19 protein-coding genes and 1 pseudogene are annotated in these 21,644 nt (G+C 31.7%); 14 read left to right on the top strand and 6 right to left on the bottom strand.

What is annotated here, in order from left to right; genetic code table 11:
• Nucleotides 1-70: 70 nt before the first annotated feature.
• Both C8C88_RS00190 and C8C88_RS00185 read left to right on the top strand, forming a co-directional pair.
• Nucleotides 71-922, top strand: a complete 852-nt coding sequence (locus C8C88_RS00190; protein ID WP_121336216.1) for an N-acetylglucosamine kinase — start codon at nt 71-73, stop codon at nt 920-922.
• 6 nt (nt 923-928) lie between these two features.
• Nucleotides 929-1,191 (top strand): annotated as a pseudogene (locus C8C88_RS00185) (methylglyoxal synthase).
• Here the strand turns inward: C8C88_RS00185 and C8C88_RS00180 are convergent.
• Together C8C88_RS00180 and C8C88_RS00175 are read right to left on the bottom strand one after the other, a co-directional pair.
• Nucleotides 1,172-1,552, bottom strand: a complete 381-nt coding sequence (locus C8C88_RS00180; RefSeq protein ID WP_121336215.1) for a RidA family protein — start codon at nt 1,550-1,552, stop codon at nt 1,172-1,174. The pseudogene C8C88_RS00185 and the gene C8C88_RS00180 sit on opposite strands and share 20 nt — an antisense overlap.
• Nucleotides 1,553-1,559: 7 nt before the next feature.
• Nucleotides 1,560-4,298 (bottom strand): putative LPS assembly protein LptD, encoded by a 2,739-nt coding sequence (locus C8C88_RS00175; RefSeq protein WP_121338505.1) that lies wholly within the window; start codon nt 4,296-4,298, stop codon nt 1,560-1,562.
• An 82-nt stretch (nt 4,299-4,380) separates the two neighbouring features.
• Here C8C88_RS00175 and C8C88_RS00170 point away from each other — a divergent pair, with 82 nt between their 5' ends.
• The 10 genes from C8C88_RS00170 (at nt 4,381) to C8C88_RS00125 (ending at nt 15,243) form a co-directional block, all read left to right on the top strand.
• Nucleotides 4,381-5,547: an N-acetylmuramoyl-L-alanine amidase gene (locus tag C8C88_RS00170; protein ID WP_121336214.1), complete on the top strand. Its 1,167-nt coding sequence runs from the start codon at nt 4,381-4,383 to the stop codon at nt 5,545-5,547.
• Nucleotides 5,548-5,597: 50 nt separating this feature from the next.
• Nucleotides 5,598-6,563, top strand: a complete 966-nt coding sequence (locus C8C88_RS00165) for an MlaD family protein (protein ID WP_121336213.1) — start codon at nt 5,598-5,600, stop codon at nt 6,561-6,563.
• 5 nt (nt 6,564-6,568) lie between these two features.
• Nucleotides 6,569-7,900, top strand: coding sequence for a (Fe-S)-binding protein (locus tag C8C88_RS00160; protein WP_121336212.1), 1,332 nt, complete (start codon nt 6,569-6,571; stop codon nt 7,898-7,900).
• 65 nt (nt 7,901-7,965) lie between these two features.
• Nucleotides 7,966-8,757, top strand: a complete 792-nt coding sequence (locus C8C88_RS00155; RefSeq protein ID WP_121336211.1) for a (Fe-S)-binding protein — start codon at nt 7,966-7,968, stop codon at nt 8,755-8,757.
• Nucleotides 8,758-8,759: 2 nt separating this feature from the next.
• A complete protein-coding gene (locus C8C88_RS00150) occupies nt 8,760-9,368 on the top strand; it encodes a hypothetical protein (RefSeq protein WP_121336210.1) in 609 nt (202 codons plus the stop codon).
• A gap of 37 nt (nt 9,369-9,405) precedes the next feature.
• On the top strand, nt 9,406-9,888 hold the full coding sequence (locus C8C88_RS00145; protein ID WP_121336209.1) for an ABC transporter ATPase: 483 nt from the start codon (nt 9,406-9,408) through the stop codon (nt 9,886-9,888).
• A gap of 13 nt (nt 9,889-9,901) precedes the next feature.
• Nucleotides 9,902-12,901, top strand: a complete 3,000-nt coding sequence (locus C8C88_RS00140; protein ID WP_121336208.1) for a glycoside hydrolase family 3 N-terminal domain-containing protein — start codon at nt 9,902-9,904, stop codon at nt 12,899-12,901.
• A gap of 30 nt (nt 12,902-12,931) precedes the next feature.
• The gene (locus C8C88_RS00135) at nt 12,932-13,543 is read left to right on the top strand and encodes a phosphatase PAP2 family protein (protein WP_121336207.1); all 612 of its coding nucleotides are present in this window, start codon (nt 12,932-12,934) and stop codon (nt 13,541-13,543) included.
• Between the two features lie 123 nt (nt 13,544-13,666).
• Nucleotides 13,667-14,800 carry an N-acetyl-alpha-D-glucosaminyl L-malate synthase BshA gene (gene bshA, locus C8C88_RS00130; RefSeq protein ID WP_121336206.1) on the top strand — a complete coding sequence of 378 codons (1,134 nt, stop codon included), beginning with the start codon at nt 13,667-13,669 and terminating at the stop codon, nt 14,798-14,800.
• Between the two features lie 17 nt (nt 14,801-14,817).
• On the top strand, nt 14,818-15,243 hold the full coding sequence (locus C8C88_RS00125) for a protease complex subunit PrcB family protein (protein WP_121336205.1): 426 nt from the start codon (nt 14,818-14,820) through the stop codon (nt 15,241-15,243).
• A gap of 50 nt (nt 15,244-15,293) precedes the next feature.
• Here the strand turns inward: C8C88_RS00125 and C8C88_RS00120 are convergent, their stop codons facing one another.
• The gene (locus tag C8C88_RS00120) at nt 15,294-15,773 is read right to left on the bottom strand and encodes a hypothetical protein (protein WP_121336204.1); all 480 of its coding nucleotides are present in this window, start codon (nt 15,771-15,773) and stop codon (nt 15,294-15,296) included.
• Between the two features lie 190 nt (nt 15,774-15,963).
• Between C8C88_RS00120 and aroC the strand changes: the two genes are divergently transcribed.
• A complete protein-coding gene (aroC, locus tag C8C88_RS00115) occupies nt 15,964-17,034 on the top strand; it encodes a chorismate synthase (RefSeq protein WP_121338504.1) in 1,071 nt (356 codons plus the stop codon).
• 99 nt (nt 17,035-17,133) lie between these two features.
• Nucleotides 17,134-18,408, top strand: a complete 1,275-nt coding sequence (locus C8C88_RS00110) for a dicarboxylate/amino acid:cation symporter (protein ID WP_121338503.1) — start codon at nt 17,134-17,136, stop codon at nt 18,406-18,408.
• 101 nt (nt 18,409-18,509) lie between these two features.
• Here C8C88_RS00110 and C8C88_RS00105 read toward each other — a convergent pair whose 3' ends face one another.
• From C8C88_RS00105 to C8C88_RS00095, 3 genes are all read right to left on the bottom strand, one after another.
• Nucleotides 18,510-18,968, bottom strand: a complete 459-nt coding sequence (locus tag C8C88_RS00105; RefSeq protein WP_121336203.1) for an Hsp20/alpha crystallin family protein — start codon at nt 18,966-18,968, stop codon at nt 18,510-18,512.
• A 179-nt stretch (nt 18,969-19,147) separates the two neighbouring features.
• Nucleotides 19,148-20,404 carry a DEAD/DEAH box helicase gene (locus C8C88_RS00100; RefSeq protein ID WP_121336202.1) on the bottom strand — a complete coding sequence of 419 codons (1,257 nt, stop codon included), beginning with the start codon at nt 20,402-20,404 and terminating at the stop codon, nt 19,148-19,150.
• Between the two features lie 132 nt (nt 20,405-20,536).
• A complete protein-coding gene (locus C8C88_RS00095) occupies nt 20,537-21,568 on the bottom strand; it encodes a formimidoylglutamase (protein ID WP_121336201.1) in 1,032 nt (343 codons plus the stop codon).
• Between the last annotated feature and the right edge of the window lie 76 nt (nt 21,569-21,644).

Raw genomic sequence — 21,644 nt, 5'->3', positions numbered from 1 at the left:
GCTTAAAAGTGTATTTTAAACACTTTTAAAAAGTAGTTAAAAAAAACTAAACCAAAAAAAAACCAAAAAAATGAAATTAATAGTTGATAGTGGTTCTACCAAAGCCGATTGGATTGCGATAGATGATAGTGGAAAAGTATTGTTTACAACTCAAACTCTAGGATTAAACCCAGAGATTCTTGAAGGAGATGAAATAGTGGAACGTCTTAACGATCGTTTTGATATTCTTCAAAATAAAAAAAATGCAACTCATTTATTTTTCTACGGAGCAGGTTGTGGAACAGAGCGATTGAAAGTTGAATTGTCTCAAATTTTTCAAACTTATTTTCCTAATGCAATAATTTCGGTTCATGAGGATACCTATGCAGCTGTATATGCTACTACGCCTAAAGGCGAACAAGCAATTGTTAGTATTTTAGGAACTGGTTCTAACTGTAGTTTCTTTGATGGTAAAGAATTGCACCAAAAAGTACAATCACTTGGTTATATCGTTATGGATGACTGTAGTGGTAACGTTTTTGGAAAAGAACTAATAAGAAAATACTATTTTAATAAAATGCCAAAACATTTGGCTGTTGAGTTTGAAAAAGAATATGATTTAGACCCAGATTATATCAAAAGCAAACTATACAAAGAACCAAATCCTAACGCGTATTTAGCTACGTTTGCTAAGTTTTTGATTCAACATAAAGAAGATGATTTCTGCAAAAAAATTATTTTCAAAGGAATGAAATCTTTTGTAAAAAATTACATCAGACAATATGATAATTGTAAAGAAGTTCCTGTTCACTTTGTAGGTTCAATTGCCTTCTATTTGAAAGACGAATTACAATTGACATTTGATAAATATGAAATGACTCTAGGTAATGTGTTAAGACGACCAATTGATGGTTTAATTGCATATCACATAGCGAATAAATAAAAATTTATGGAAATTGCTATTATTGCTCATGACGGTAAAAAAGTTGATTTAGTTAATTTTTTAATTAAAAACAAAACGCTTTTATTGCAGGAAGAGTGGCTGAAGGTAAAACCAATATGGTGTTCTTTTTTAAAGATCCATTATCAAGCCATCCTCACGAAGCAGATATTAATATGCTGATTCGTGTTTGTGATGTTCATAACGTGCCATTGGCAACAAATGAAGCAACAGCGCAATTATTATTGAATGCTATAGCATTGCAATCATAGAAATTTCAACATTTACATTTTTTGGCAGACATGCCACTTGAACCGTTTCACGTGCTGGAGCGGTTTTTTCGTTGAAATAAGATCCGTAAATAGTATTTATTTTTCCAAAATCATTCATATCCATAATGAAAATGGTTGTTTTTACTACGTTTTCAAAGGTCATTCCAGCTGCTTCAAGTACTGCTTTCATGTTTTCCATAACTTGGGTAGTTTCCGCTTCAATAGTATCTAAAACTAATGCTCCAGTTGCTGGGTTTATTGCAATTTGCCCAGATGTGAAAAGTGTATTTCCTTTTAATACGGCTTGATTATAAGGACCTATCGGTGCAGGTGCTTTATCTGTAAAAATTATCTTTTTCATAATACTATTATCTGTTATTTACACTACGTTTATCCCATTTGATATCACTTAGGATACCCGATTTTATTCCAATAAAGAAGCCCCAGTTTGCATTATTACCAAATGGAGTCCAGTTGAAAGACATTCTCCAGCTTAGCAAATCTCTTTCAAAGCGGAGTTGAGTAAAGGTAACTCCTTTTTGAACAAAATCATAACCGGTAGAAATCCCAGTTTTCCATTTTGGAGTTAAATCAGCATTTATAGAAATCATTATTGAGTTACCAATAATTTTCTTTTCACGGTTGTTGTTGCCATAGGTTAAAGAATAAGCAAAGGTCATATCCCAAGGTAATTTTGAACTGAAAAATTCAGAAACTACATCTTCACCTTCTTCGCTTTCTGCAAATTGGCTTTTTCTACTGTCACTTAAGTCTGTATTTGTTCCAAACAAATCATCTTCTCGACCACCATTTCGCTGGCTTTGATTGTTTTTATCTTTTTTAGGTTCTTTTTCTTTGCTCGAAAGAGAATAATTTAAAGTCATATTAGCACTTGTCATTCTAAACAAACTTCCGCCATTATCAATATTAAATACATTCATTCTCTTTCCAGAATTATCAATGGCATAAGGGTCTAAAGTAGCTCCAAAGTTTACATTCATTTTTTTGTCCAGCAACTGTGTTCCACCACTTACTCTTACAGGTGACCATGCTAATGAATTTACTCCATCAGCATCAAGATTATAGCTGGTAGAGAAGTTTAAGTTGTTTAGTAACATTACTTTCTTAGGTTCCACTTTTGTACTATCGCTATCCCTAACTTTTGCTTCAAAGGTATTGCTTAAATCAAAACCTAAAATATTTGAATTTGAAAGACCTGGAGCTCCAAAAATCCCGCTTTCAAATCTTGAATATTTTTTCATTGTTCCACTCGCATCAGAGGCATAAGTATCATAATATTTCTCAAAGCTTGGTGTATAGCTGTAAGATACAGACGGACGCATAACGTGTCTTAAAGATTGTATTTTTTTGTCATTCCCAAAATTGAATGTTCCATAAATTGTAGTTCCTAAGCTAGAGGAGAACGAATAGGTTCTATAGGCGTCGAATCCGTTTACATTAGTGTCAACAACTTTACTTTGTGCCGTATTATATTCTCTTTTAATAGTTTTTGTGTACCAAACTTCTTTATAGTTTAAAGAAGATGATGCGCTGAAATATTTGAATAATTTAAAATTAGTACTTAATGGTATGGAATGTTGAACGCCAATTTTTGCATTATCAAACATTTTAGGTTTAAAAAACAGGGAATCAGTTGTCGTTATACTGTTTTTTCCACTTAAGTCATATTGTAAATTGATATTTTTAAAAAAACCTTTTTTTACACCCTCTTTGCCTACAAAAGGATAGATTCTGTCAACACTAAACTGCACAGTTGGCAATGTCATATTGATTTCTTCGGTTTGTGTGTTTTGAGAGTGAGTCGCCGTCAACGATAATCTTGCTTGTGGAATCATGTTGAAGGTTTTGCTATACGAAACAGAAGAACTTAATGTATTATTAAGATTTGAACCAATATTGTTTTGATTGATGGAGCGTTTAAAATATTTACTACTTCCAAGATTCACAGAGGCTGAAAAACTTGAATTTGGATTCGCCTTTGCATCTCTAGCGTGAGACCATTGAATATTATAAATGTTTTGTTTTAAATAATCAGGATATCCTCTTTCGCTTGTGATTAGGTTTTCAAAACGAATGTTTAAATTTCCACGATAATTATATCGTTTGGCATAACTTGATTCAAACCGCATCCCGTAACTTCCGTTTGTGTAATAATCTCCTAAGACTGTTAAATCATAATTATCACTTAGAGCAAAATAATATCCACCATTTTGCAATGAAAACCCTCTGGTATTTGAATCGTTATAACTAGGCAAAAGTATTCCCGAAACGCTCGTTTCTTTGCTCATTGGAAAAAAAGCAAAAGGCAAAGCAATAGGAGTAGGGACATTAGCAATAACCATATTGGTTAATCCTGTAACTACTTTTTTACCAGGAATAAATTTCACTTTGTTTGTTTGAAAATAATATTCGGGATTGTCTACATCTTTCGAAGTTGTGAATCGGGCTCCTTTAAGAAAATAAACGGAATCATTCTCTTTTTTGGTCACAGCTGCTTTTATTTTGAATTCATTTTGTTCCGATCTTGAATTCCAAATTAATGCTTTTTTCGTTTTAAAATTAAAGCGAATAGAATCGGGTTCAACCACATTTGCACCTTGTTTGAAATTAGGAAATTGAGTGTAAGCACCTGTTGAATCTTTTATTCTACCAGCATAAACCTCATTTTTTTCATAATCCATTACAATGATACCGGACTTTAGTTCAACGTCTTGATAGTATAATTCGGCTTTATCATATAAAGTAATGAGTTTTTTCTTTTGATCTATTTTAGCGTAATTATCAGCTTTGTAATTCACCTTTCCATCCAAAAATATTTTTTTTGGTTTAATAGTATCTTTTTTGACCGTATCCAATTCTTTTTTTGAAATTTCCGCCGTTTTTGGAGCAGGATTAACACCAGTTATTTTGGTATCTATTTGTTTTTTAGTGGGTATAGCGGTCGTTTTTTTTGTTATATCTTGTGAATATAATTTTGTAGTTCCTATTGTTAGGAAAATTGATAATAAAACGATATTAAATAAGTTTGTACGCAAAGGTTTAAATGCTATTTTTGTAAAATTATGGCTTGTTTTTTGACGTGCCAAACTTACATATAATTTTTTGTCAAAAATAGTCAAATAAAAAAATTATAATGGAAGAGTTTTAATTAAATTAACTTTTAGATTTATGCATATTACTAATAAAATTAAAGTATTCTTTATTTTTTTTCTAACTATAATTTCTTTTTGTACTTACGGTCAATCTAGTCGTTTCAAGGTTGCATTAGATGCAGGTCATGGTGCTCATGATTTTGGAGCTGTTTATAGTGGGCGTATCGAAAAAAATATTGCTTTGGAAGTTGTTTTGAAAGTTGGTAAATTATTAGAATCAACACCCAAATTTGATGTTATCTATACAAGAAAAACAGATGTTTTCATTGATTTGATTGAAAGAGCTAACATTGCCAATAGAGCCGATGCTAATATTTTTGTATCAATTCATTGTAATGCAAATAAAAATACGGCTGCAGATGGAACAGAAACCTATGTGATGGGTATGAATAAAATTGCATCAAATTTAGAAGCCGCCAAAAAAGAGAACTCTGTAATTACCCTTGAAAAGGATTATAAACAAAAATACGAAGGTTTTGATCCGAACTCTCCTGAAACCATGATAGGAATGACTTTAATGCAAGAGGAATACTTAGATAATAGTATTTCTTTGGCAAGTAAAGTAGAAGAATCTTTTGCAGGTTTAGGTAAAAAATTAAGACATGGTGGAGTAAAGCAAGCTCCTTTTATGGTACTTCATAAAGCATATATGCCTAGAGTACTTATAGAAATGGGATTTATATCTAATCCAATCGAGGGTGATAAGCTAAATTCTGAAGACGGCCAAAATGAAATTGCAAGAGCTATTGCTGATGCGATTATTAGTTATAGAAATGAATATTTTGGTAATGGAGATATCGACACTCCTGAAGTTAGACCGTCTCAAAAGGTTATCGAAAAAGTTGTAAAAGATACTACAACTCCGGTAAAACCTAAAGCTGTTATAAATTCTTCGGAAATAAAAAAAGTAGAAAATAAAAAAGAGGTTTCGGGAATTATTTATAAAGTACAATTGTCTGCGAGTGCGAGAAAATTAGCTTTAGAACCTAGAAATTTTAAAGGGCTCAAATCAGTCTCTATGTCTTTTGATAATAGGGTTTATAAGTATATGTATGGAGAAACCGCTGATTATGAAGAAGCTAAAAGTAAATTAGAAGAGGTTAAGTCAAAAGGATATGATTCTGCATTTTTGATTGCTTTCAAAAATGGCGAAAAAATTAGTATCCAAGATGCAATCAAATAATAACGTCAAGTCGAATTTTTTATATTAATTTTGCAAAAAATATTTTTATTTTGAAAATAACAAGAGAGATTAAAACAGCAATACTGGTTATTGCTTCTATTTTACTATTCATTTGGGGGTATAGTTTTTTAAAAGGGAAAGACCTTTTTACAAATTACAAAACTTTTTATGTTGAATATGATAATGTTGAAGGATTAGCTCCATCAGCATCAGTGACATTAAATGGATTGATTATTGGTAAAGTCAATAGCATAACCATAGATGAAAACACTGGAAAATTATTAGTTGAATTACAACTAAAAACAGATTTTCCAATTTCAAAAACGAGTATTGCATCTATATATGAGCCTGGATTCATAGGTGGTAAACAAATTTCAATATTGCCAGATTTTAGTAATAAAACTCCAGCTGTTGAAGGACAAAAATTACAAGGTGAAGTAAAATTAGGACTTACCTCATCAGTGGGTGAAAAATTAGCTCCTTTACAACAAAAGCTAGAAAAACTAATGCTTAACGTTGATAATTTAGTTTCTGGCTTGAATAATGTTTTGGATAAAAAAACTCAAGAAGATTTGAAACGAACTCTTTCTGAATTGAGTACGACTATGGTTCAAATTAACAAAGCTTCTACAAGTGTGAATACAATTTTGGACGACAACAAATCACAAATTAAAGGTGTTGTTTCTAACTTCAATAAAATATCTGGTGATTTTTCTAAAATTTCAGACTCTTTAAACAAAGCAGATTTAGGCAAAACAGTTAAAAATCTTAATGAAACTTTGTCTAAAGTAGATGGGATTATGTCAGATTTAAAATCAGGAAAAGGTTCAGCAGGTAAGTTATTAAGTGATGAAGCGTTGTATAATAATCTAAAATCAACTACTAAAGAAATGGAGTTGTTGCTTCAAGATGTTAGACTTTATCCAACTCGATATGTTAATGTTTCTCTTTTTGGAAAGAAAAACAAACCTTATGTTAGTCCTGTAAAAGATTCTATTTCGAAAGCTAAAAATTAGCAATTATGAACTATTTAGATAATGTGTTATTTGCAATAGTATTGATTATTGGGTTTGGTTATTTTTATGGAAACATTAAAAAAATAATCAGAAACATTAATTTAGGGAGAGCCGTAAATAGAAAAGACAATCCTAATGCCCGTTGGAAAAACATGGGAATGATTGCTCTAGGACAATCTAAAATGGTTAAACGTCCACTGGCAGGAATACTCCATATTATTGTTTATGTAGGATTTATAATAATTAATATTGAGTTATTAGAAATAATTATCGATGGCTTGTTGGGAACTCACAGAGTTTTTTCTTTTTTAGGATTAACTTATGATGTTTTGATAGGTTCGTTCGAAATTTTAGCACTACTAGTTATTGTCGCTGTTGTTATTTTTTGGTCCAGAAGAAATTTCATTAAAATAAAACGATTTATAAGTTCTGATTTGGATGGATCTCCAAAGAAAGATGCAAATTACATCTTGTATTTTGAGGTGGTATTGATGTCTCTGTTTTTATTAATGAATGCTTCCGATTTGCATTTGCAAAATGTACCAGGTGGATTTTCGCACTTTGTTAAAGCTGGATCTTTCCCAATAAGTCAATTTATTGAACCTCTTTTTAACGGAGTTTCCAATGAGTTAGTTATGTTATTTTCTGAAATATTCTGGTGGTTGCATATTGTAGGGATTTTAGTTTTCATGAACTATTTATATTTCTCAAAACACTTGCACATACTTTTAGCTTTCCCAAATACTTATTTTGCAAATTTAAATCCTCAAGGACAATTTGATAATTTAGAATCGGTTACAAATGAGGTAAAGCTTATGATGGATCCAAATGCAGATCCTTTTGCTGTACAGCCAGTTATTGATAATGATGTTCCAGCTAAATTTGGCGCAAGTGATGTTGCTGATTTGAATTGGGTACAATTATTGAACGCATATACTTGTACAGAATGTGGACGTTGTACTTCATCCTGTCCAGCAAATTTAACAGGCAAAAAGTTGTCTCCTCGTAAAATTATGATGGATACAAGAGATCGATTAGAAGAGGTAGGAAGAAATATCGATTTGAACAAAGGTGTTTTTGTACCGGATAATAAATCATTATTGAATGATTACATTTCCCCAGAAGAGTTATGGGCCTGTACATCCTGTAATGCTTGTGTTGAAGAATGTCCAGTGAATATTAGCCCACTTTCAATTATTATGGATATGAGACGCTATTTAGTAATGGAGCAAAGTGCAGCTCCAATGCCAATAAATGCAATGATGACAAATATTGAAAATAACGGCGCACCTTGGCAGTACAATCAGCAAGATCGATTGAACTGGAAAAACGAATAGTCTTTAAATCGTATAACTTTTTAATGGGTTATTTGTTTTAGCATATAACCGAATCAACAAAATATATGTCAGAGAATTTAATAGTGCCAACAATGGCAGAAATGCTAGCCCAAGGAAAGCAACCAGAAGTTTTGTTTTGGGTAGGTTGCGCAGGAAGTTTTGATGATAGAGCAAAAAAAATAACAAAGGCATTTGTTCGAATTTTAAACCGTACAAATGTTTCTTTTGCTGTTCTGGGTACCGAAGAAAGTTGTACAGGTGACCCCGCTAAAAGAGCTGGGAATGAGTTTTTATTTCAAATGCAGGCAATGACTAATATTGAAGTCTTAAATGCCTATGAAGTAAAAAAAATAGTTACGGCTTGCCCACATTGTTTTAATACTTTAAAAAATGAATACCCTGAATTAGGTGGAAAATATGAAGTAGTTCACCATACGGAGTTTCTAAAATCATTGTTAGATGATGGAAGATTAACGATTGAAGGTGGCGAATTCAAAGGAAAAAAAATTACATTTCATGATCCATGTTATTTAGGAAGAGCAAATAAAGTTTACGAAGCGCCAAGGGATTTAATTCAAAAACTAGATGCAGAATTAATTGAGATGAAGCGATCTCGTGCTAATGGATTGTGTTGTGGAGCTGGAGGAGCTCAAATGTTTAAAGATGCTGAACCTGGAAATAAGGAAATTAATGTTGAAAGAACCGAAGACGCATTAGAAACTAATTCTCAAATTATTGCTACAGGTTGTCCTTTTTGTAATACAATGATGACTGATGGAATCAAAAACAAAGAAAAAGAGGGCGAAGTTAAAGTAATGGATATAGCGGAACTTATAGCTAACGCACAAGATTTATAATTATGAAAAAAATATTTTTGATTCTAATTGTACTTTGTAATTCCATATCATATTCACAAGATGCTTATGATATTGTAGGGAAAGAAACTTGTGAATGTTTAAACACAAAAAAGGTTGATTATTCCAAGATGAATAAAAAGGACATGCAAACTCAAGTTGGAATATGCATGATACAAAGTTATTCATCACATCTTTCAGAATTTAAACCTGAAGATAAAATAAGTTTTGATGATGAAGTAGGTTTGAAAAACTTAGGAGAAAAAGTTGCAATGAAAATGATGGTTAGTTGTCCAGAAATTATATTAGAAATGGGCAAAAGATCTGTTGATGAGGATGATGCTGCGGAGCAAGCAAAAGAAATCACTTTTATTGAAGGTGAAGTAACCGAAATAAAAACAGAACAATTCATCACACTTCAGGTAAAAGATAAAAATGGAAGAAATTTTAGTTTTCTTTTATTAGATTATTTTGAAACAGCTTCTTTATTGACTAATAATGAGATTAATAAAAAAGATAATGTCAAAGTAAGTTATACTGAAATTGAACTTTTTGATCCAAAAAACAAAGAATTTAGATATTTTAAAATCATAACTGATTTAGAAAAAAAGTAAATTTTAATTTCTGAAAATTTAATAAAAAAATAATATTATGTACGTTCCATTTGAAAATTTGCCAGGAGAATCTAGAGTTTGGATCTATCAATCCAATAGAAAGTTTTCGGATGAAGAATTTGCTGAAATCGAAACAGCTTTACAATCTTTTCTTGAAAATTGGGCAGCGCATGGAACCATTTTAGAATCCTCATATCAATTACGATACAATAGATTCATAATACTTGCTGTGAACCAAGAAGTACAAGCAGCAACTGGATGTTCGATTGATTCTTCAGTAGAATTTATTCAGAGTTTAGAAAAAAAATATCAAGTTGATTTATTGGATAAAATGAACGTTACTTTCAAGTTAGGCGAACATATTGCTCATAAACCTTTGATTGATTTCAAAAAAATGGTTAAAGACAAAGCTGTTACTGAAAACACCGTTGTTTTTAATAATTTGGTTAATAATATAGAAGAATTTAATGAATCTTGGGAAGTTTTGGCTGTAGATAGCTGGCACAGCCGTTTTTTCTAAAATAAAATACTTAATGAAAATTTTCTTTATTAGAATAGTCTTGTTCTTTGCCTTATTGTTTTTGGTAACAAATTGCGGGACTTCTAAAAAAAATATATTAAATCAAACTCTTGAAAAACCTACAATTTCTGAAAATGAAGAAATTTATGTTCCTCATTTAAAATCAGACAGGAAAAATTTTTTCAAAGACTCGTATGCAGAAAATGTATGGGTTGACAGTGTTTACAATCAAATGACTTTAGAGGATAAAATTGGGCAGCTTTTTATGGTTGCCGCATACTCTAATAGGGATACAACTCATGTTAATGCTATTGATAAGTTAATTAAAGAGTATAAAATAGGTGGTGTTATTTTCTTTCAAGGTGGTCCTGTCCGTCAAGCTCATTTAACAAATCACTACCAATCAAAATCTAAAATACCTTTGTTTGTTGGAATTGATGCCGAATGGGGATTAAGTATGCGTCTTGATTCTACGTATAGATACCCTTGGAATATGACTCTGGGAGCTATTCAAGACTTGAAACTGATTGAAAAAGTTGGTGAAAAAATGGGCAAAGAAAGTAAGCGTATGGGCGTTCACTTTAATTTTGCTCCAGTTTTAGATATTAATACAAATCCAAAAAATCCAATTATTGGGAACCGTTCTTTTGGTGAAAATAAAGTTAATGTTACCGAAAGAGCTATTGCTTTAATGACTGGAGTTCAAAATCAAGGTGTTTTTTCAACTGGAAAACATTTTCCTGGGCATGGAGACACCGCTACAGATTCTCATACAAGTTTACCTATTGTTACCTCATCTAGAGATCATCTTGATTTAATTGAGTTATATCCTTATAAACGAATGTTTGACGAAGGATTAGTTTCGGTAATGGTCGGACATTTAGACGTGCCAAGTCTGGAATTACGCCAAAACTATCCGTCATCACTTTCTTATAATGTAGTTACAAATCTTCTTCAAAGGGATATGGAATTTGAAGGATTGATTTTTACGGATGCCATGAATATGAAAGGCGTTAGTGGTTTTAAAGGAACTGATGATGTTAATTTAGATGCTTTTTTAGCAGGAAATGATATTTTGCTTTTTGTAGAAAATATTCCTTTGGCAGTTGAAAAAATTAGAAATGCCTATAAAAACAATATTGTTTCTGAAGAAAGACTTGCTCTTTCTGTCAAGAAAATTGTGCATTATAAATTTAAAGCGGGTTTAAATGCTTACAAACCTATTGAAGTTTCAAATTTGTATAATGATATAAACCCTTCTGAAAATGAAGCATTGCAATATCAATTATATGAAAATGCAATAACGGTTCTGAAAAATGAAAATCAAATTCTACCCATAAAAAAAATAGAGAATAACAAAATTGCTTACGTAAAACTTGGAGACGATAGCAACAGTTCTTTTATTTCTACTTTAAAAAAATATGCAGATGTTACTGAAGTTTCAGATGTATCTATTGATAGTTTAAATCTAAAGTTAAAAGGATTTGATACTGTAATTGTTGGATATCATAAATCAGATAATGTATGGCGCAACAATGATTTTACAGGTAAAGAATTAATCTGGTTGCAGGAAATAGCTAGAAATAATAACGTTATTCTGGATGTTTTTGCAAAACCATATTCGTTGTTGCCTTTTGCTAATTTTGATGGAATAGAAGGAATTATTGTTTCCTATCAAAATAATGCTATTTCTCAAGAAGTATCAGCAGAATTAATTTTTGGTGCTATTGAAGCTAAAGGAAAATTACCTGTATCAATAAACGATAATTTCAAAGTAAATGATGGATTATCTACAGAAAAAATAAATCGACTGGGTTTTACAGCACCAGAAAATGTTGGGATGGATCCAAAAATTTTGTCCAATATTGATGCAATTGTACAAAAAGCAATTTCAGAAAAAATGACACCTGGGGCTCAAGTACTTGTTGCAAGAAAAGGAAAAGTGATATATCAAAAATCGTTTGGTTATCAAACCTATGATGCTACTACTAAAATTAATAATTCAACAATATACGATGTAGCATCACTATCAAAAATTCTTTCGACTTTGCCTAATGTTATGCAACAATACGATAAGGGTTTAATTAATATGGAGACAACATTAGGAACAATGTTGCCTATTTTTAATAATTCTGATAAGCAAGATATTCATTTTAAAGAATTATTGTCCCATTATGCAGGGCTTGTTGCTTGGATACCTTTTTACAAAGCTACTTTGGACCATTCTTCAAAGCCATTGGATAAATATTATAGAAAAATAAAAGATGAACAGTTTTCTAAAAAAGTAGCCGATAGTCTTTTTATGCGAAATGATTACCATGATACAATTATGAAAATAATTGTAGAAAGTAAATTATCGCCTAAAAAAGAATATAAATACAGCGATTTTACGTTTATGATTCTGAAAGACTATTTGGAGAAAACAACAGGTAAAACACTGGATGTTTTAAGTTCTGAGAATTTTTATAAATCACTTGGAGCGAATAACACAACTTATAATCCATTACAAAAATTTAATAAAAACGATATACCTCCAACAGAAATTGACACTTATTTTCGTCATCAAATCATTCAAGGATATGTGCATGATATGGCAGCGGCAATGGAAGGTGGAGTAGCTGGACATGCAGGGATTTTTTCGAATGCGATGGATGTTGCTAAAATAATGCAAATGTATCTTCAAAAAGGGAACTACGGCAATTATCAGTATTTTTCAGAAAAAACATTTAATGATTTTAATACGTGCTATTTTTGTTCCGAAGGGAATAGAAGAGGGGTTGGTTTTGACAAACCTCAATTAGGTATTGACGGCCCAACGTGTGGTTGTGCTTCTATGACCAGTTTTGGTCATACTGGATTTACTGGAACAATGGCATGGGCAGACCCAGAAAGTGAAATAGTTTATGTATTTTTATCCAATAGAACATTTCCAAATGATGCCAAGAATATATTGTCTAAAGAAAATATTAGAGAAGATATTCAAAAGATAATTTACGAAGCTATAAAGAAATAGAAAAATCATATTTTAATAAAGCGTATCCAAATGATTACTAAAAAAATGTTTTTTAAAATATGCTCAATCCTTGTGATGCTTTTAAGCATGAACTATTCGAATGCTCAAAATTTTGATATCAACTTACTTAGGGATATCAATATTCATAGAAATAAATCATTGGATCACGCTTTTGAAACAATAACAAATACTGCGGTTCCTATTAGTATTGCAACTCCAGTATTAATTTATTCAGTTGGATTAATTAAAAAAGATTCATTGACAAAAAAGCAAGCTATTTATATTGGTGAAACATTTCTTGCTTCAGCTTTTGTGACTATAGCTTTAAAAGATATTATTAAGCGAAACAGACCTTATGTTACCTATCCAGAAATTGAACCTCATGCAGTTGAGGGTAGTTATTCGATGCCTTCGGGACATACATCTAGTGTTTTTGCTACAGCAACAGCATTAAGTATTGCATATCCTAAATGGTATATCATTGCTCCGTCATTTGCATGGGCAAGTGCAGTTGGTTATTCAAGAATGCATTTAGGTGTGCATTATCCTACGGATGTCTTTGTGGGAGCAATAATAGGTAGCGGCTCTGCTTACCTTACCCATAAGGCGAATAAATGGTTAAATAAGAGAAAGCATAATTAGTGACCTAATAAATAAGCTGTTGTAAAATTCAATTACTTTTTATTGGAATTTAAAATTTTTAGCTTCATTTTTTCTTACAATGCATTTCTATTTTCTGTAAATTCGTATTCTTAAAAAATTTAAATGAAAATAGCAATAGTTTGTTATCCTACCTTTGGAGGAAGTGGTGTTGTTGCCACTGAATTGGGACTTGAATTAGCTCGTAGGGGACACGAAATTCACTTTATCACCTATAGTCAACCCGTGCGTCTGGCATTGTTAAATCCTAATGTGCATTATCATGAAGTTAATGTGCCTGAATATCCTTTGTTTCATTATCAACCGTATGAACTTGCTTTGTCTAGTAAGTTAGTGGATATGGTTAAATTATATAAAATAGAATTACTTCATGTGCATTATGCAATTCCGCATGCTTATGCAGGTTATATGGCTAAACAAATGCTGAAAGATGAAGGAATTAATATTCCTATGATTACAACGCTCCATGGAACAGATATTACTCTGGTTGGAAATCATCCATTTTATAAGCCAGCAGTAACTTTTAGTATCAATAAATCAGATTTTGTGACTTCTGTTTCTCAAAGTTTAAAAGACGATACGCTAAAATTGTTCAAAATAAAAAATGAAATTCAAGTTATTCCTAATTTTATTGAATTAGATAAAGGAAATGAAGTTTCAAATACAACCTGTCATCGATCAGTAATGGCTAATGCCGAAGAACGAATAATAACTCACATCAGTAATTTCCGAAAAGTTAAAAGGATTCCAGATGTAATCAAGATATTTTATAATATCCAAAAAGAAATTCCGGCTAAATTAATGATGGTTGGTGATGGTCCTGAAAAGGAAAAAGCTGAATATTTATGTCAGGAATTGGGAATTTTAGATAAAGTGATTTTTTTTGGAAACAGTAATGAAATAGACAAAATTCTATGTCTGACAGATTTATTCTTGTTGCCCTCGGAAACAGAAAGTTTTGGTCTTGCAGCCCTTGAAGCTATGGCTTGTGGCGTTCCTGTAATTTCAAGTAATTCTGGAGGACTTCCCGAAGTTAATTTTGAGGGAATTTCAGGTTATTTAAGTGATGTAGGTCATACAGATGAAATGGCTATAAATGCTTTAAAAATTCTTAAAGATGATGCTGTTCTTGCTAAATTTAAAAAGAATGCTTTAGAGGTTGCCAAAAAATTTGACATCAAAAATATCTTACCTTTATATGAAGATTTATACCATAAAGCAATTAATAAATACCTATAATCAATAAATCATTTAAAATGAAAAAAGCACTTCTAGTAATACTAATCCCTTTTTTGGTTTCTTGTGGTGCTTCATCTTTAAAAAATGCCGAAAAACCATTATTTGAAGTTTTGACACAGCAAGCAGATGGAGGCGCAAGCATTCGTTTTTTTGAAATCTTAACAGAACCTAATGAGATTAAAATGTTAGAGAATGATGAGAGTTTAAAACATAAAATAAATCCGAATGATATTCAGAATTCTAATTTTATTGTTTTGAATATGGGAGAAAAACCATCAGGTGGATACCAAATAGGAATTGAAAGTGTAACGGAAACCGATAAAAATATAATTGTTACAATAAAAGAGACTGTTCCTAAAACGGATAATATGAATTCACAATCATTTACAAATCCTTTTTGTGTAGTCAAAATAAACTCTAAAAAAGAAATTGTTATTAAATAAAAAAGGCGCCTTATTATAAGGCGCCTTATTTATTTCAGCTTTATCAAGGATTAGAATTGGTATCTAATTCCCAATGCTACGTCAGATCCGTAGTTGTTTGAATAATAACCGCTTCCTCCAAATTCAGGTCTAAAGTCTAAAGAAAGTAAAAGTGGTACTTCTTTAAAACCATATTCAATTCCGATATCACCCGCAGCAAATACAAAAGTTCCACTATCATTGATGCTATTGTTGCTCCAGCTTCCTAAACCACCACCAACACCAGCATACCAATTGAATCCTCCATCAATATTCCAAACCCATTGGTAAATACCAGTTAGTTTGAAAGCATCAACTTCTTTGCTGTTTCTCCAACCTAAATCTGCTTCAATACGATTATTGTCAGACAATGCTCTTTGATACGATATTTCTCCACCAAAACCATCATTGTCTCCTAAACGTAATCCTAGAGCATTTTTAGAAATTTCCTGAGCTTGTGTGGTAAATGCTAAACCAATTAGCATAATAGCCGATAAAATAATTTTTTTCATAAGAAAGTTTTATTGTTGATTTTATTATGTTCAATAAACGAGCCAACAATTGAATTATTGTAAAATAATGTAATTTTTTTTAAAAATTTTTAGAGGAGAGACCACAAATAGAGGAATGACTTTAAAAACTTTAAACCTTAAATTTTTAAACTTTAAACTAAAATGGTACTTTTGTTCAAAACTAATTATAATGGCAGGAAATAGCTACGGAACACTATTCAGAATAACTACTTTTGGAGAATCGCATGGAGAAGCTTTAGGCGGAATCATTGATGGTTGTCCTTCAGGAATTACTATAGATTTAGAGGCAATTCAATTTGAAATGTCAAGAAGAAAGCCAGGACAATCGGCTATAGTTACCCAACGAAAAGAACCAGATGATGTGCAATTTTTATCTGGAATCTTTGAAGGTAAAACAACCGGAACTCCTATTGGGTTTATAATTCCTAATACCAATCAAAAATCAGATGATTATTCCCATATAAAAGATAATTACAGACCAAGTCATGCTGATTATGTATATGATCAAAAATATGGCGTTCGTGATTACCGAGGTGGAGGACGTAGTTCAGCTCGTGAAACGGCAAGTAGAGTAGTAGCTGGTGCTGTTGCAAAACAAATGTTGCCAGAAATCAAAATCAATGCTTATGTTTCTTCGGTTGGTCCTATTTATTTAAATAAACCATACCAAGACTTAGATTTTTCAAAAACAGAAACAAATCCAGTTCGTTGCCCTGATGAAGAGTCTGCAGCTATTATGGAAGAATATATTCGGGATATCCGAAAACAAGGAGATACTGTTGGAGGAACTGTAACTTGCGTAATTCAGAATGTGCCTATAGGTTTAGGAGAACCTGTTTTCGACAAACTACATGCTGAGTTAGGAAAAGCGATGCTTTCTATAAATGCTGTAAAAGGATTTGAATTTGGAAGCGGTTTTTGTGGTTCTGAAATGAAAGGAAGTGAACACAATGATTTGTATAATGCAGATGGTACTACAAGAACAAACCTTTCAGGAGGTATTCAAGGAGGAATCAGTAACGGAATGGATATTTATTTCCGTGTAGCTTTCAAACCAGTAGCTACAATCATGCAAAAACAAGAATCATTAGATAATAAAGGAAATATTACTGAAATGACAGGTAAGGGACGCCATGATCCTTGCGTAGTTCCACGCGCGGTGCCTATTGTAGAAGCAATGGCAGCAATTGTTTTAGCAGATTTTTATCTAATAAACAAAACGTATAATTCTAATTTCTAAAATCCATTTTTATTAAGTACGGAATGTGTTATCGTTAATCCATTTTTGGTTAAAATACATTCCGTACTTCAATTAAAAATGCAAGATCCAAATCAAACTATGCAAGAAACTACCACAAAGAAGCCCTCATTTTTTTCAGGTTTAACAGGACAAATACTTATTGCAATGCTATTAGGTGCAGTATTAGGTATTGTTATTCACAATTCCATTTCTGCAGAAACTGCTCAAGCATTTAGTAGTAAAATTAAAATGTTAGCTACTGTTTTTATCCGATTGGTTCAAATGATTATTTCGCCATTGGTATTTACGACTTTAGTTGTAGGAATTGCTAAATTAGGGGATATAAAAGCAGTGGGAAGAATTGGAGGAAAAGCATTAGGATGGTTTTTTACAGCTTCATTTATTTCTTTATTGTTAGGGATGTTTTTTGTAAATGTTCTTGAACCTGGAGTTGGATTAAATTTATCAAATGTTGATTTAGCTTCTGCTTCTGAAGTTACAGCAAAAACACAAAGTTTATCTTTTGAAAATTTCATTGAGCATATTGTTCCCAAAAGTATTTTTGAAGCGATGGCAACAAATGAAATTTTGCAAATTGTTATTTTTTCTATTTTCTTTGGTTTAGCCGCAGCTTCTTTAGGTGATCATGTTAAGCCCGTAATTAATGCATTAGATAAGACATCACATATTGTTCTTAAAATGGTGAATTATGTGATGAAATTTGCTCCAATAGGTGTTTTTGGAGCTATTGCAGGTGTTTTTGCAGTAAGAGATTTCCAAGAATTAGCTATAACGTATTTCAAATTTTTTGGTTCTTTCTTAATTGGAATTTCATCACTTTGGGTTTTTTTGATACTTGTTGGATTTATTTTTCTAAAAAGCAGAATGACAATCTTACTCAAAAGGATTGTTGGACCATTAATCATTGCATTTGGTACTACAAGTAGTGAAGCTGTTTTTCCAAAACTTACCGAAGAATTGGAACGCTTTGGTGTAAAAGACAGAATTGTTTCTTTCATGTTGCCTTTAGGATATTCCTTTAATTTAGATGGTAGTATGATGTACATGACTTTTGCCAGTATTTTTATAGCACAAGCCTATGGAATTAATTTAGATTTAGGAACACAAATGACAATGCTTTTGGTTTTAATGCTTACCAGTAAAGGAATTGCTGGTGTGCCAAGAGCTAGTTTAGTTGTAGTAGCTGCTACATGCGGAATGTTTAAAATTCCAATTGAAGGAATTGCATTAATCCTACCTATAGATCATTTTTGCGATATGTTTAGAAGCGCAACTAATGTTTTAGGAAATGCTTTAGCTACATCTGTTGTCGGACAATGGGAAGCTGGTGACGAACATGAAACCGCTGAATAGTACAAAATAAATATCATATATAAAAAAAGAAGCCTCATTATGAGGCTTCTTTTTTTATATATGAATTTGTCGACTTTAATATTTTTAAAGATCTCAACGGTTTATTTAATAGCAATTTTTTTGGTTACTTTTTTCTTGCCATTTTCTTTTTTAGCAATATCAACATGAAGGATTCCATCTTTATAATTTGCTTCAATTTTGCTGTCATCTATATATTCAGGTAAAGAAAAAGATCTAGAGAAAGACTGGTAATTAAATTCTTTTCTAATGTAATTGTCTTTTTTTCTTGTTTCCTCTTTCTCTTCTTTTTTTTCAGAAGAAATCATAAGCATATTGTTATCAATTTCGACTTTAAAATCCTCTTTTTTTAATCCAGGAGCTGCTAATTCGATTTTAATTTTATCATCTGTTTCCTTTAAATTCACAGAAGGTAAATTACTTCCTAAAGACGAAAAGTTTTTATCAGACCAATCAAAAATGTCTTTAGAAAAAAAATCATCTAAAAGAGTGTTTACTGGAACTAACGGAAATAAGCCGTTTCTTTTAACTAATGTTTCCATACTATTTAAAATTAAATTGTTACTTATTTATAGCTACAAATTTAATCACAATAGAGACTTTGCAATGTTAATTTTAACACATTAATCGTTGAAAATGAATTAATTAACGACGATATACATGTCTAGAAACATTAGTTAATATAGATTTCTTACACTTGAATTGTTAAAAAAAAGAAGGATTAATACCAGCGTTTTTTGTTCTGTTTTGAAGCATCTGATTTTCTTGATTTATGTGCTCCACCACTTCTATTTGAATTTTTTTGTTTTACAGGAGCTCCAGTTGCTTCAGGACTACCAGAATGCCATGGATAAGGATGGTCAGAAATTGTTTTTACATCAACTTTTATTAGTTTTTGAATGTCTTTCCAGTACGGATGTTCGTCTTTACTACAAAAAGAAATTGCAATACCGCCATTACCTGCACGACCTGTTCTTCCTATACGGTGAACATAGGTTTCAGGAATGTTTGGCAAATCAAAGTTGATTACATAAGGAAGCTGGTCAATATCAATTCCACGAGCAGCAATATCAGTAGCGACTAATACACCAACTTCTTTGTTTTTAAATGCATCCAGAACACGTTGTCTCGCATTTTGAGATTTATCACCGTGTATAGCTTCTGCGGCAATATTGTTTTTGCGTAAAGCTTTTACAACATTATCGGCTCCGTGTTTTGTTCTTGAAAAAACCAATACATCCGATAAATTTTCATTTTTAATCAGATGGTATAATAAGTTTCTTTTTTCTGTTTTGTCAACAAAATAGATTCGTTGCTCAACATTTTCAGCAGTAGATGATACTGGAGAAACTTCTACTTTAGCAGGATCTTGCAGAAACATTTCGGCTAATTCTCTAATAGCAATTGGCATTGTAGCAGAGAATAATAAAGTTTGTCTGTTTTTTGGCGTAAGCTTTACAATTTTTTTGACATCATTGATAAATCCCATATCAAGCATTTGATCTGCTTCATCAAGAACTAAAGTATGTAAATGGTCAAAGTCTATAAAACCTTGTTTGTGTAAATCAAGTAATCTTCCTGGTGTAGCTACAAGGACATCAACTCCTTTTCGTAATGCATCAACCTGTGAGAGTTGCGAAACACCTCCAAAAATGGTTAATTGAGTTAAATTAGTATATTTTCCATAGGTGTCAAAACTTTGTCCTATCTGAACGGCTAATTCTCTCGTAGGAGTAACTATTAAGGCGCGAATTTGTTTGGCTTTTTTTGATGAGCCTACAATGCGATGTAATTGGTGTATTATTGGGATAGCAAAAGCAGCTGTTTTTCCAGTTCCAGTTTGAGCGCAACCTATTAAATCCCTACCGGCTAAAACTAATGGAATGGATTGTTCTTGAATAGGAGTAGGGCTTAAATAACCTTCTTCAAATACTGCTTTTTGTATACTTTTTGATAACGATAAATCTTCGAATAACATGTTTCTTTGTATTAAATATCTTGTAATAGGTACATAGATAGTTTTGCAAAGATAGTATTATTATTTTTGATGTTTTGAACGAACTACTTTCGCAAGGAAGCAGTAAATGCATTTTTAGAAAGAATCTGTAAGTTAGTTATTATTGGCTTTTATAAAATCGGTAACCAAATGACCGATTAATTTACCGATCAGGTGATTGTTTTTATCTTCGCCTAAATCAGGTGCGCCTTCACAAATATGAATATAAGCTGCATTTTTATTTTGGCCAAAAAACGAAACAAATTGTCGAAGTTCTTCAACCGAAAAACCGCTTAAAGTCATAGCACTACTAGCAATATTAGGAATAGCGTCTAAATCTATTTCAATTCCAAAAGGATCTGTACTCACAAATTCATTGGCATGAATCATTTCTTGATAAAATTCCTTTTCTTTTCGAATATTTACACTGTCGTAGGTGTTATATTGAACACGGTCTTCAATTTTTTTAATAATATCCAAGACACTTTTAGAGGTGTAGTTTTCGTGTAAACCGAATATAAAATACTTTTTAAGAAACCCTTCTTCGTATGCATAAGAAAATCCATTTCCGCTATGACGTCCTTCTAAAATTCTAAAATCAGAATGAGCATCAAAATTAATCGCGTTTATTGATTTCCCTTTGGCTAAAGCCGTACCTTTTATATTCCCATAAGAATTATTGTGTCCTCCTCCGATAATAATAGGTGTTTTGCCTAGTTTTACAATGTTGAAAATAATATGAGATACGTCTTTATCAATTTTTTCAACCAGTTGACTGAGCTTAGAGCGATCATCAATATCATTAAAATCTAAGTGTTTAACTTCTTTCATTTCATCGCAAACATTCAATTGTCCTAAAACAATTATTTGACTGCCTTTACAGAACCGATTGTGCTGAATATTAGCAATACTTTTTATAGCACTATCCCAAGCAGAAGCTGTCCCAGGTCTTCCATAATTTGCTCTTACGCCGATGTCTTCGGGAATACCAAACAAAACGTATTTAGCATCGCAAGTTTTTAGAAATTCTAAAGGAACTGCATCTTTGGGTACAGTAATCATTTTTTCCCCAAATTTGATTTCACCACTTCGGTGGTTTGTAATCTTAGCAAGATCATTTATCGTGAAAGGAACCAGTTTTTCCATAAAAAAAATTTCTCAAAAATAATATAATTGTGCTAACTTACGTTGTTAGCTTATATTTATTATTAAATTTGTGAAA

It is taken from the genome of Flavobacterium sp. 123, assembly GCF_003634825.1.
Lineage (GTDB): Bacteria > Bacteroidota > Bacteroidia > Flavobacteriales > Flavobacteriaceae > Flavobacterium.
This window is presented reverse-complemented; position numbering and strand designations above follow the sequence as displayed.